Source organism: Kitasatospora sp. NPDC057500 (assembly GCF_042802195.1).
GTDB lineage: Bacteria > Actinomycetota > Actinomycetes > Streptomycetales > Streptomycetaceae > Kitasatospora.
In genome coordinates, this window is the sequence record NZ_JBHVER010000228.1 from 1 (window position 1) to 11,974 (window position 11,974).

At 75.0% G+C, this 11,974-nt stretch carries 10 protein-coding genes and 1 pseudogene; 7 read left to right on the top strand and 4 right to left on the bottom strand.

Annotated features, from left to right (window positions below):
- Positions 1-26: 26 nt before the first annotated feature.
- The 3 genes from ACFU74_RS31955 to ACFU74_RS31965 all read right to left on the bottom strand — a co-directional run bounded on the left by ACFU74_RS31955 (position 27) and on the right by ACFU74_RS31965 (position 4,083).
- On the bottom strand, positions 27-1,370 hold the full coding sequence (locus ACFU74_RS31955) for a DUF5667 domain-containing protein (RefSeq protein ID WP_380763153.1): 1,344 nt from the start codon (positions 1,368-1,370) through the stop codon (positions 27-29).
- 295 nt (positions 1,371-1,665) lie between these two features.
- Positions 1,666-2,409 (bottom strand): ECF subfamily RNA polymerase sigma factor, BldN family, encoded by a 744-nt coding sequence (locus tag ACFU74_RS31960; protein ID WP_380763171.1) that lies wholly within the window; start codon positions 2,407-2,409, stop codon positions 1,666-1,668.
- Positions 2,410-3,081: 672 nt separating this feature from the next.
- Entirely contained in the window at positions 3,082-4,083 is a 1,002-nt protein-coding gene (locus ACFU74_RS31965) for an HAD family hydrolase (protein WP_380763155.1), read from the bottom strand.
- A 118-nt stretch (positions 4,084-4,201) separates the two neighbouring features.
- Here ACFU74_RS31965 and ACFU74_RS31970 point away from each other — a divergent pair, with 118 nt between their 5' ends.
- The 7 genes from ACFU74_RS31970 to hemB all read left to right on the top strand — a co-directional run bounded on the left by ACFU74_RS31970 (position 4,202) and on the right by hemB (position 11,547).
- Complete coding sequence (locus ACFU74_RS31970; protein WP_380763157.1) at positions 4,202-4,480, top strand: glutaredoxin family protein; 279 nt, start codon at positions 4,202-4,204, stop codon at positions 4,478-4,480.
- Between the two features lie 161 nt (positions 4,481-4,641).
- Complete coding sequence (locus tag ACFU74_RS31975; RefSeq protein ID WP_380763159.1) at positions 4,642-5,421, top strand: exonuclease domain-containing protein; 780 nt, start codon at positions 4,642-4,644, stop codon at positions 5,419-5,421.
- A gap of 101 nt (positions 5,422-5,522) precedes the next feature.
- Positions 5,523-6,410: a redox-sensing transcriptional repressor Rex gene (locus ACFU74_RS31980; protein ID WP_380763161.1), complete on the top strand. Its 888-nt coding sequence runs from the start codon at positions 5,523-5,525 to the stop codon at positions 6,408-6,410.
- Positions 6,411-6,441: 31 nt separating this feature from the next.
- Positions 6,442-7,779, top strand: coding sequence for a glutamyl-tRNA reductase (locus ACFU74_RS31985; protein WP_380763163.1), 1,338 nt, complete (start codon positions 6,442-6,444; stop codon positions 7,777-7,779).
- Between the two features lie 41 nt (positions 7,780-7,820).
- A complete protein-coding gene (gene hemC, locus ACFU74_RS31990; RefSeq protein WP_380763165.1) occupies positions 7,821-8,834 on the top strand; it encodes a hydroxymethylbilane synthase in 1,014 nt (337 codons plus the stop codon).
- The gene (locus ACFU74_RS31995; protein ID WP_380763167.1) at positions 8,831-10,501 is read left to right on the top strand and encodes a uroporphyrinogen-III synthase; all 1,671 of its coding nucleotides are present in this window, start codon (positions 8,831-8,833) and stop codon (positions 10,499-10,501) included. The genes hemC and ACFU74_RS31995 overlap by 4 nt, the downstream gene beginning before the upstream one ends.
- Before the next feature lie 65 nt (positions 10,502-10,566).
- The gene (hemB, locus tag ACFU74_RS32000; RefSeq protein WP_380763169.1) at positions 10,567-11,547 is read left to right on the top strand and encodes a porphobilinogen synthase; all 981 of its coding nucleotides are present in this window, start codon (positions 10,567-10,569) and stop codon (positions 11,545-11,547) included.
- A 62-nt stretch (positions 11,548-11,609) separates the two neighbouring features.
- On the opposite strand, the pseudogene ACFU74_RS32005 reads toward hemB, so the two are convergent.
- Positions 11,610-11,974 (bottom strand): annotated as a pseudogene (locus tag ACFU74_RS32005) (hypothetical protein); the annotation flags it as partial.

Genomic DNA, 11,974 nt, shown 5'->3' on the forward strand with positions numbered 1-11,974 from the left:
GCTCCGTTCTCCCACCGGGCGGCCGGTCAGCCGCCGAGGATCCGCAGACCCGGCAGCAGACCCGGGATCAGCGGCGGTACCTCGACGCCCTGCTGGGCGGGGCCCCCGGTGCTCGGCGCCTCGCTCGGCGCGGCCGGGGACTGGTCCGGCGCCGGTGCCGGAGCGGGGGCGTCGGCGCTGGGCGAGGGCCTGGCACCGGTGAGCCCGCTGGTGAGGTCGTCGACCAGCCCGCCGACCTCCTCCGGGACGACATTGGCCGGACCGCTCGGCAGCGGCAGCACCGGCGCGGCGGGGGCCGCCGGGGCGGGGACGCCGCCCTGGGGCGGGACCTGCGGAGCCGCCGGACGCCCGTCGGCCGCGCCGCCCGCCGGACCGCCGGTGGCACCGCCGTGGGCCGGCACGCCGCCGGCCGCCGGGTTGCCGCCGGGCGCCGTCCCGGCGGACGGCACGCCGGAACCGCCGGTGCCCGGACCGTGGGTACCGCCGCCCGCCCCGCCGCCGGCCGGCGCACCGCTCTTGGCGGGCTGCTGGACCAGGCGCAGGGGCGCGACGTCCTGGCTTATGTCGTCGAAGAGCTGGTCCACCAGGTGGGCCTGGGGGATGAGCTGCACCGGGAGCCGGGACTGGAGCTCGGCCCAGGTGCCGTCCTCGTCCTGGGCGAAGCCGGCCAGCGTGCGCATCGGGTCGAGCGAGCCGTTGTTGCGGTAGATCGCGCGCAGCAGGTCGCGCCCCTTGATGGCGTCGGCGTGCATGGCGTCCAGGGCCCTGCGGAGCTGCTCGACGGTACCCGCGCTGAGCGCTCCGTCGGAGTCGGCCCGGCCGACCAGCGACCGCGCCTCGCCGAGGCGGGTGGCCGCGTTGTCCAGGAGCAGTTCGCCGCGTTCGCTGTCGGAGCCCGCCAGGTTGAGCCGTAGGCCTTCGAGACCGCGCTTCATGCCGTACAGCGGGTCGCCCGGAAGCGCGTTGCCGCTGGCGGCCGCGGCGCCGGCGAAGCTGCCGACGGCGAGGCCGGCGACCAGCCCGCCGATCGCGAACCGGCGGCTCCAGCGTCCGCGCGGCGCGGTGCGGACGGCCCGGTGGCGGCGCTGCCGTGGCACGGTGGCACCCGGCCCGCCCGCCAGGGCCTGCTCGAACGCGGCCATCAGCTGGGCGCGTTGGACGGTCCGGACCTCGTGGTCGAGTTCCGGGGCGGGCAGCGCGCGCAGCGCGCCGACCGTGTCGATGAGTTCCGCCATCGCGGCCGAACCGGCGTGTCCGCCGGCGGTGTTGGCCGTTCCGTCACCGTCGGCAGCGCGTTGCTCCGCCTGGTGGGCCTCCAGCGCCTCGGCGAAGGCCTTCGCGCGCCGGTGCTCCAGCACGTTTGCCGTCACGGGCCACACCTCCCTTCGTCGTTGTCGACACCCCGGCCTGCCGGACGGTTGCCCCGGCAAGCCAAAGCCACTCCATCGGGTGAGAGGTCGCAATTCGACTTGACCGTACGCCTGGTGGAGGCTTGCACGCTGGCCAACGAGCGGTGCGGGCGGTCGGTTACGCACGGCTGATCATCGGACCGACCGTTCACCCGGATGTGTCGGGCCGTCCCACGAGGTGACGGCCCGCCTCCCGGCCCGCCCGCGGCGTGCCCGGAGCCCTGCCCGGACGGCCGCCGGTTCATCGCGCGTCGGTTCATCGCGCGTCGGGCGGGAGCAGACGGGCCAGGGTGCGCACGGCGCGGTACTGGAGGGTCTTGATGGCGCCCTCGTTCTTGCCCATGATCCGGGCGGTCTCGGCGACCGACAGCCCTTGCAGGAAGCGGAGGGTGACGCACTCCTGCTGCTGCGGGTTCAGCCGGCGGACGGCCTCCAGCAGGGCGGCGTTGGAGAGCGACTCCAGCACCGACTCCTCGGGGCTGCGCTCGCACTCGTTGGAGTCGAGCATCTCGCCGGTGGTGACCTCCAGCCGGAAGCGGCTGGACTTGAAGTGGTCGGCGACCAGGTTGCGGGCGATGGTCACCAGCCAGGCGCCGAAGTCCCGGCCCTGCCAGGTGAACGTGCCGATCCGGCGCAGCGCGCGCAGGAACGTCTCGCTGGTGAGGTCCTCGGCGGTGGCCCGGCTGCCGACCCGGTAGTAGATGTAGCGGTAGACGGTGTCCGCGTAGTGGTCGTAGAGCCGGCCGAAGGCCTCGCTCTCGCCGGCCTGGGCCCGCTCGACCAGTTCCATGACCGGGTTGTGCTCGGTCTCGTGGCCGGGGCCGGTGGTGGTGCGGGAGCGGCTGCGGCCGCCGGTGGTTCCGGCGCGGCCGCGGGCACCGGTGCCGGCCGATCCGGCGGCGGTGGTGCGCAGCAGCGGGCCGCCGGCGGCGGGTCCGGGGCCGAACGCGGCGCCGACGGGCACCGGTTGGGGGGTGACGGCGAGCCGGCTGCGGAGCATGGTGCGCAGCAGGTCCAGGCCGGTGGAGATCTGCCGGGGCGCGGCGGGGCGGCCGCGGAGGGCGGTGCGGGAGCGCAGGGGCGCGGACGACGGGCGGGAGGGTGCAGGCGCGTCGTTCCGGACGGGTGGGTACACGGGACTCCCAGAGGCAGAACTGTGGACGGATCACCTCCGCCTGCGCGGAGAGCACGCCCGTCCCGCCAGGTCGTGCCTGGGGCGGGTGGGTGACGTGCATCCAGGAGAGAATAACGCTTTGTGCAATGACAGCTACACCGTGTGGTCGAAGTGGTCGTTTGGGATCCGCGAAGGGTGCAAATCCGGCCGAAACTGACCGAACGTGTCGGCGATGGGCTGGCTCAACGTGACAGAACGGGTGCGCCAGGTGACCAATTCGGCGGTACGGCGGGCGGTTTCCCGGCCCGGGGGTCAGATAATCCCCGACTTTCGCAAGCTGGCGAACGATCAGATCCGGTCACGGGGTATCGGGTTCGGTCGGCAGGTCCGGACGGCTCCGCGACGCGCGGGAGTTCGCCCGTACGAGCGGCCTGGTCAGCGTGCGGATTGACCGTGCTCACCCCGGCGAGGGGCGCCCGGACGAGGGGCCGTGGAGCCCGTCCGCGACCCGCCGCCGACCGTTCGCCGGGCCGCCCGCCGGGCCGCGGACGCGGCGGCTCAGGCGCGGTGGCGGCGGTGCAGCGCGATCCCGGCCGCCGCCGCACCCGCCGCCACGCCGAGCGCGGCCGCCGCCGGCAGGCCCACCCGGGCCGCCTTCCGGCCGGTCCGGAAGTCCCGGACCCGCCAGCCCTGCGCCCGGGCGTGCCGCCGCAGCGCGCCGTCCGGGTTCACCACGTACGGGTGGCCGACCAGCGAGAGCATCGGGATGTCGTTGGCCGAGTCGCTGTAGGCGGCGCACCGGTCGAGGTCGAGCCGTTCGCGCCGGGCCAGCGAGCGCACGGCGGCCGCCTTGGCCGGGCCGTGCAGCAGGTCGCCGACCAGCCGGCCGGTGTAAGCGCCGTCGCGCGCCTCGGCCACTGTGCCGAGCGCGCCGGTCATGCCGAGCCGGGCCGCGATGATCCGGGCCACCTCCACCGGCGCGGCGGTGACCAGCCAGACCCGCTGCCCGGCGTCCAGGTGCATCTGCACCAGCGCACGGGTGCCCGGCCACACCTTGTCGGCGATGACGTCCTCGAAGACCTCCTCGCAGAGCGCCTCCAGGTCGGCGGTCCGCTTTCCGGCCACCACGCCGAGCGCGGTGTGCTTGGCGTCCGCCATGTGCTCCGGGTCCTCGGCACCGTGCAGCCGGAACCAGGTCTGCTGCCAGGCGAACCTGGCGATGTCCCGGCGGCTGAGGAAGCCGCGCCGGTAGAGGCCGACGCCGAGGTAGAAGATCGCGGCGCCGCGCAGGATGGTGTTGTCGCAGTCGAAGAACGCGGCGGCGCGCGGGTCGTCCGGCTCGGGCGTGTGGTTGCCCTCGGGGGCCTTGGGCGCCTTGCCGCGTTTGGCCGGATGTGCACCCTCGGGCCGGCCCTCCCCGGGCTGCGCCTCCTCCTCGGCGGGCGGCTCCGGTGCGGCCCGCAGGGCGGCCTCCGCCGCCTCGGCCGCGGCCTCGCCCGCCAGGGCGGTCCGCGAGCCGGTGGAACGCCTTGCCTGGGTGAGCCTTCGGAGCACGGCCATGTCATCGAGCATAACCAGCCACCTGCGCGGCAGCCGTGACGGCCGCGTGCCCGGAGGGTGAACGGGAGGAGGGCCGGTCGTGTCCGGTCCCCGTGTAGGGGCGTCGCACAATGGCGGGGTGAGTCCACTGCTGCGACGTGACAAGAACCCGAAGCCGGCCGACCGGACGGTGACCCTGGTGGCCAAGCCCGGCTGCCACCTGTGCGACGACGCCCGGGAGGTGATCGTCCGGGTGACGGCCGAGCTGGGCGCGTCCTTCGAGGAGAAGGACATCACCCAGGACGAGGAGCTCTACCGGCGCTACTGGGAGCAGATCCCGGTCACCCTGGTCGACGGTCGTCAGCACGACTTCTGGCGCGTGGACGAGAAGCGCCTGCGCACCGCCCTCGGCGCCTGACCCCGAGGCCGCCCCCGTCACCCCCCCCGCCGTACGGCGGGGGCGGTTCGCCGAATCGTTGTGAAGATTCCGCGTGCTCGGCTTGGGGCGCCTCCCGCCGGTCGGCTTACGATCGAACTCGTTTGCGCCCATGGGGGGCTGAGCACGCGAGGAGTGCCGCCATGCTTCCCGACCCGTCGTCGCCGCCCGCTCCCGGGGGCTTCGCCGTGGTGGACGTGGAGGCGACCGGCCGCAGCCCCTGGCGGCACCGGGTGGTCGAGGTGGCCGTGGTGCTGCTGGACGAGCGGCTCCGCCCGGAGGGCGAGTTCTGCACCCTGCTGGACCCGCTGGGCCCGGTCGGCCCGACCCATGTGCACCGGATCGAGCAGCAGGACGTCGAGGGCGCCCCGCGGTTTCGCGAGATCGCGCCGCGGCTGCTGGAACTGCTGGCCGGCCGGGTGCTGGTCGGCCATCACGTGACCTGCGACCAGGCCTTCCTGGACCGCGAGTTCGCCAGGATCGGGGTGCCGATGCCGCCGGTGCCGCTGCTGTGCACCATGCGGCTGGCCCGCGCCCACCTGCCCGGGGCCCGCGGTTTCGGCCTGACGGCCTGCGTGGAGGCGGCCGGCCTCGGCGGGTTCGCGGCGCACACCGCGCTGGGCGACGCCCGCGCCACCGCCGGCCTGCTGCGGCACTGCCTGGACGCGCCGTCCTGCCCGCCGGGGGACTGGACGGAGTCGCTGCGGGAGGCGGCCCGGGTGCCGTGGCCGCGGCTGGGGCGGGCCCGCTCCCGCCCGTCGGGCGAGCCGGTTCCGCTGGTGACGCGCGACGGCGCCGGCCCGGCCCCCGTGCCCGCTCCGCGCGAGCTGTCGGACCGCCTTCCGTACGGCCCCGGGCCACCCGCTGCACCGCCCCCGGCGGCGGCCCGGAAAGCGGCCGGTGCTATGGGGTCGACGGCGTGATGCGCGTCACTGTGCAGGGACAAAACGGACACCATCTTTGTGCACACGTTCACAAACGCATAGCCTGGCTGCCAAAGCCCAGCTTCACCCACAGGAGCGCCGTGGCCGTCGGCCGATCACCACAGAGCAGTTCGCAGACGCCCGACCCGGGCGCCGCGCGCCGATCCTCGCGTGCCCGGGGGATCCCCGAGGCGACGGTCGCCCGCCTGCCCCTCTACCTGCGCGCTCTCACCGCGCTCTCCGAGCGCTCGGTTCCGACGGTCTCCTCCGAGGAGCTGGCCGCCGCGGCCGGGGTGAACTCCGCCAAGCTCCGCAAGGACTTCTCCTACCTGGGCTCCTACGGCACCCGCGGTGTCGGCTACGACGTCGAGTACCTCGTCTACCAGATCTCCCGCGAGCTGGGCCTGACCCAGGACTGGCCGGTCGTCATCGTCGGCATCGGCAACCTCGGCCACGCCCTCGCCAACTACGGCGGCTTCGCCTCCCGCGGCTTCCGGGTCGCCGCCCTGCTCGACGCCGACCCGGCCGTGGTCGGCAGCAGCGCGGCCGGCCTGCCGGTGCGCCACATGGACGAACTGGAGTCCATCGTGGAGAGCCAGCACGTCTCGATCGGCGTCATCACCACCCCGCCCGGCGCCGCCCAGCAGGTCTGCGACCGGCTGGTCGAGGCCGGCGTCACCAGCATCCTGAACTTCGCCCCGACCGTGCTGACCGTCCCGGACGGCGTGGACGTGCGCAAGGTGGACCTCTCCATCGAGCTGCAGATCCTCGCCTTCCACGAGCAGCGCAAGGCCGGCGACGAGCCGGACCGCACCGAGTCCGTGCTCGACCGGGCCCCCGGCCCGGTCCGTGCCGCCGCCGCCAAGCTCCGCCGGGCGGCCGGGGGCAGCGGAAAGGCGCGCGCGGCCGCGGAGGACGCGGACCCGGCGGCGAAGGGCAAGCCCGGCAAGGCCGGCGAGGGCGAGCTGTCCGCGGTGATGCCGGCATGAGCACCGAGATTCGTGGGACCAGGGAGCGGGCGTGAGTCTTCTCGTCGTAGGGCTGAGCCATCGCACGGCCCCGGTCGGCGTGCTGGAGCGCGCCGCGCTGACCGGTGCGGTGCCGACCAGGCTGCTGCACGACGCGGCCGCGTCCGCGACCGTCGCCGAGGCCGCGCTGCTGAACACCTGCAACCGGATCGAGCTGTACGCCGACGTGGACAAGTTCCACGCCGGCGTCGCCGAGCTGTCGCTGCTGCTCGCCCACCACAGCGGGGTGGACCTGGAGGAGCTGACCTCGCACCTCTACGTCCACTACGAGGACCGCGCCGTCCACCACCTCTTCTCGGTGGCCTGCGGCCTGGACTCGATGGTGGTCGGCGAGGGCCAGATCCTCGGCCAGCTGCGCGACGCCCTGGCCAAGGCCCAGGAGGAGCACACCGCCGGGCGCGGCCTGAACGAGCTGTTCCAGCAGGCGCTGCGGGTCGGCAAGCGCGCGCACAGCGAGACCGGCATCGACAAGGCCGGCCAGTCGCTGGTGACCTTCGGCCTGGAGCAGGTCGCGGCCGGCGCGGGCGAGATCGCCGGCAAGCGGGCGCTGGTGGTCGGCGCGGGCTCGATGAGCTCGCTGGCCGCCGCCACCCTGGTCCGCTCGGGCGTGACCGACCTGCTGATCGCCAACCGGACGCCGGCCCGTGCCGAGCGGCTGGTCGAGATCCTCGGCGCGGACGTCGCCCGCACCCTGGAGCTGGCCAAGGTGCCCGAGGCGCTGGCCGACGTCGACCTGGTGATCTCCTGCACCGGCGCGGCCGGCGTGGTGATCAAGGCCGACGACGTCGCCGCCGCGGTCGCCGCCCGCGCCGGCTCGACCCCGCTCGCCCTGCTCGACCTCGCCATGCCGCGCGACGTCGACCACACCGTGCACGAGCTGCCCGGCGCGCTGCTGGTCGACCTGGAGAGCCTCTCGCACGCCCACGCCGCCACCCCGGGCGCGGGCGACGTCGACGCCGTCTCCGGCATCGTCTCCGACGAGGTCACCGCCTTCGGCGCCGCCCAGCGGGCCGCGCGGATCGCCCCGACCGTGGTGGCGCTGCGCGCGATGGCCTCCGAGGTGGTCGCCGCCGAGCTGGGCCGCCTGGACTCCCGGCTGCCCGGACTGGACGAGCGCTCGCGCGCCGAGATCGGCCAGACCGTCCGCCGGGTGGTCGACAAGCTGCTGCACGCGCCCACCGTGCGGGTGAAGCAGCTGGCCGCCGAGCCCGGCGGCGCCTCCTACGCGGAGGCCCTGCGCGAACTCTTCGACCTCGACCCGGCCGCCGTGCACGCGGTCTCGGGCACTCCGATCGGCGCCCAGCAGCCTGCGGGCGGGGGCGCCGGATGAACCGTCAGCCATCCCACGAGTACCACCGGGACGATCACCTCATGAATGGTCAACCGCTCACCGGCCGGACGCCGGACGCCACCGCGGCACCCCTGCGGCTCGGCACCCGGCGCAGCGCGCTCGCCATGGCCCAGTCGGGCATGGTCGCCCGTGAGGTGACCCGGGTCACCGGGCGCCCCGTCGAGCTGGTGGAGATCACCACCTACGGCGACACCTCCCGCGAGTCGCTGGCCCAGATCGGCGGCACCGGGGTGTTCGTCTCCGCGCTGCGCGACGCGCTGCTGGAGGGCCGGATCGACTTCGCCGTGCACTCCCTCAAGGACCTGCCGACCGCCGAGCCCGAGGGCCTGGTGCTGGCGGCCGTCCCGCAGCGCGAGGACAGCCGTGACGCCCTGGTGGCGCGCGAGGGCCTGGCGCTGGACGAGCTGGTCGAGAAGCTGGCCGGCGCCGGTCGCCCGGCCCGGATCGGCACCGGCTCGCCGCGCCGGATGGCGCAGCTGAACGCCTGGGCCCGGGCCAACGGCGCCCAGCTGGAGACCGTCGCGATCCGCGGCAACGTGGACACCCGGATCGGCTTCGTCACCTCCGGCGAGCTGGACGCCGTGGTGCTGGCCACGGCCGGCCTGAACCGGCTCGGCCGGTCGGCCGAGATCACCGGGCACCTCGAACCCGAGCTGATGATCCCGGCCCCGGGCCAGGGCGCGCTCGCCGTCGAGTGCACGAGCGCGAACACCGCACTGGCCGCCGCGCTGTCGGCCCTCGACCACGCCCCCACCCGGGTCGCGGTGGCCGCCGAGCGCGCCCTGCTGGGCGCCCTGGAGGCCGGCTGCTCCGCGCCGGTCGCCGCACTGGCCGGCTGGAACCACCAGACCGAACTGCGGCTGGAGGGCGTGGTCGGCACCCCCGACGGCGCCACCATGCTGAAGATGTCCGCCCACGGTCCGATCGTCCTCGACGAGACCGCCGAGCAGCAGGCGACGGCCCTCGGCCGCGCGCTGGCCGCCCGGCTGCTCGACGCGGGCGCGGCCGCCCTGATGGGGGAGCGAGCCCGATGAGCCCCACCACCGCCACCGACAGCCCGTTCCCGGCCGACAGCCCGTTCGGGGGCACGGTCCCGTCCGCCGGGCGCTGCACCTTCCTGGGCGCGGGCCCCGGCGACCCGGGCCTGCTGACCCTGCGCGCGGTCGAGGTGCTGGCCTCCGCCGACGTGCTGGTCGCCGACCCGCTGACCGCCGCCGCCGTGCGCAGCCACTGTCCCACCGGCGTGCAGGTGCACACCCCGGGCGCCGAGGGGCCGGAGTTCGACCTGGCCCACCTGGTCGCCGAGGCCGTGCGCTCCGGCAAGCACGTGGTGCGGACCGTCGACGGCGACCCGGGCCTGGACGGCTGCGCGGCCGAGGAGATGCTCGGCTGCGCCGGTGCCGGGATCGCCTTCGAGGTGATCCCGGGCGTCGCCCAGTCGGTCGGCGTGCCCGCCTACGCGGGTGTGCCGCTGCGCGGCGCGGCCGGTACCGACGTCCGCTTCGTGGAGGCCGCGGCGCTGCTGGCCGGCTCCCCGGTGGACCTGGGCGCGCCGGAGACCACCCTGGTGGTGCGCACCACCCTGGGCCAGCTGCCGGCCACCGCCAACGCGCTGGTCGCCAACGGCCGCAAGCCGGACTCGGCGCTGAGCGCCACGCTCTCCGGCACCACCACCCGTCAGCGCACCTTCACCGCGACGCTGGCCTCCATCGCGGCGGACCTCAAGGCCGCCCGGGTGCTGCCCTCCCCGGTCTCCGCCCCGGTGGACCCGGCCACCGCGGTGATAGCCGTGGTCGGTGAGCAGGTCGCCCACCGCGCCTCGCACTCCTGGTTCGAGACCAAGCCGCTGTTCGGCTGGAACGTGCTGGTGCCGCGCACCAAGGAGCAGGCGCACGGCCTCTCCGAGCAGCTGCGCTCGTACGGCGCGGTGCCGCAGGAGGTGCCGACCATCGCGGTCGAGCCGCCGCGCACCCCGCAGCAGATGGAGCGGGCGATCAAGGGCCTGGTCACCGGCCGCTACGAGTGGATCGCCTTCACCTCGGTGAACGCGGTGCGCGCGGTGCGCGAGAAGTTCGAGGAGTACGGCCTGGACGCCCGGGCGTTCGCCGGGATCAAGGTCGCGGCGGTCGGCGAGACCACCGCGCAGGCGCTGGTGGACTTCGGCGTGAAGCCGGACCTGGTGCCGTCCGGCGAGCAGTCCGCGGCCGGGCTGCTGGAGGACTGGCCGCCGTACGACCCGGTGTTCGACCCGATCGACCGGGTGCTGCTGCCGCGCGCCGACATCGCCACCGAGACCCTGGTGGCCGGCCTGGTCGAGCTGGGCTGGGAGGTCGACGACGTGACGGCGTACCGGACGGTGCGCGCCTCGCCGCCGCCGGCCGAGACCCGCGAGGCGATCAAGGGCGGCGGTTTCGACGCGGTGCTGTTCACCTCGTCCTCGACCGTGCGGAACCTGGTCGGCATCGCCGGCAAGCCGCACAACGTGACCGTCATCGCCTGCATCGGCCCGGCCACCGCCAAGACCGCCGAGGAGCACGGCCTGCGGGTCGACGTGATGGCCCCGGCGCCGTCGGCGGCCGCGCTGGCCCAGGCGCTGGCGGACTTCGGGGCCAAGCGCCGGGACACCGCGACCGCCGCGGGCGAGCCGGTGTACCGCCCCAGTGAGCGCCGTCCCGGCTCGCGCCGCAAGGCCGCGCGCTGACGTAGAGACCGGGGGCGGCCCGACCGCCGCCCCCGGCACCGCACCATCGTTCGGAGAGAGAAGCCGTGTCCGCTGAATTCCCGTACGTCCGCCCGCGCCGGCTCCGCTCGACCCCGGCGGTCCGCCGGCTGGTCGCCGAGACCCGGCTGCACCCGGCGGAACTGATCCTCCCCGCCTTCGTCCGCGAGGGCATCACCGAGCCGAAGCCGATCTCCTCGATGCCCGGCGTGGTCCAGCACACCCGGGACAGCCTGCGGAAGGCCGCGGTGGAGGCCGCCGAGGCGGGGGTGGGCGGCATCATGCTGTTCGGCCTGCCCGAGGTGAAGGACGCCGTGGGCTCCGAGGGCACCAACCCGGAGGGCATCCTCCAGCAGGCGATCCGCGACGTGGTCGCGGAGGTCGGCGACCGGCTCGTGGTGATGTCGGACCTCTGCCTGGACGAGTTCACCGACCACGGCCACTGCGGCGTGCTGGCCGAGGACGGCGGCGTGGACAACGACGCCACCCTGGCGCGCTACGCCGAGATGGCCGTGGTCCAGGCCGAGGCCGGCGTCCACATGGTCGGCCCCTCGGGCATGATGGACGGCCAGATCGCCGTGATCCGCCGGGCGCTGGACGAGGCGGGGCACCAGGGCGTGGCGATCCTCGCCTACACCGCCAAGTACGCCTCCGCGCTGTACGGCCCGTTCCGCGAGGCCGTCAACTCCTCGCTCAAGGGCGACCGCAAGACCTACCAGCAGGACCCGGCGAACGCCCGCGAGGCGCTGCGCGAGCTGGAGCTGGACCTCGCCGAGGGCGCTGACATGGTGATGGTCAAGCCCGCGATGCTCTACCTGGACGTCCTGCGGCAGGTCGCCGACGCCTCCCCGGTGCCGGTGTCCGCGTACCAGATCTCCGGTGAGTACGCGATGGTGGAGGCCGCCGCCGCCAACGGCTGGATCGAGCGGGAGCGCACCATCCTGGAGACCCTCACCTCGATCCGCCGGGCCGGTGCCGAGCAGATCCTCACCTACTGGGCCGTCGAGGCCGCCGCGATGCTCAAGTAGCGCCCGCACGCACGCCGAAGGCCGGGCCCCCCGACGGGAGGGCCCGGCCTTCGTCCTGCGTCCTACCAGCCGCCGATGTGGGCGAAGCCCTCCCCGCCACCGGCGAGGTCGGTGGAGGTCGCGGCGCCCCAGCCGTACTCGCCGGCCGCGATGTTCGAGGTGTGGGCGATGCCCCAGCCCTCGCCGGCCGCGAAGACCGGGTCGGCGGAGGCGACGAACGCGCCGCCGCCGGCGGCACCGACGTGCGCGGATGCGGCCGGGACGGCGAGGCCGGCCAGCGCCAGCGTGCCGACGGCGACCAGGGTGATCTTGCCCAGCGTGCTCTTCATGGATCTGCCCTTTCTTCCGGAGCGCCCGGGGCGGGCGGGTCCGCCGATCAGGTGCGAGATCCCCGCGTCGCCGTGGCTCTGGGTGCCCTGGCCCTGGG

Coding starts and splice junctions, on each gene's coding strand:
- ACFU74_RS31960 (WP_380763171.1), bottom strand. CDS start 2,409: ATGCTCCGCAGCCGGCTCGCCGTCACCCCCCAACCGGTGCCCGTCGGC.
- ACFU74_RS31995 (WP_380763167.1), top strand. CDS start 8,831: ATGAGCCCCACCACCGCCACCGACAGCCCGTTCCCGGCCGACAGCCCG.
- ACFU74_RS31975 (WP_380763159.1), top strand. CDS start 4,642: ATGCTTCCCGACCCGTCGTCGCCGCCCGCTCCCGGGGGCTTCGCCGTG.
- hemC (WP_380763165.1), top strand. CDS start 7,821: ATGAATGGTCAACCGCTCACCGGCCGGACGCCGGACGCCACCGCGGCA.
- ACFU74_RS31965 (WP_380763155.1), bottom strand. CDS start 4,083: ATGGCCGTGCTCCGAAGGCTCACCCAGGCAAGGCGTTCCACCGGCTCG.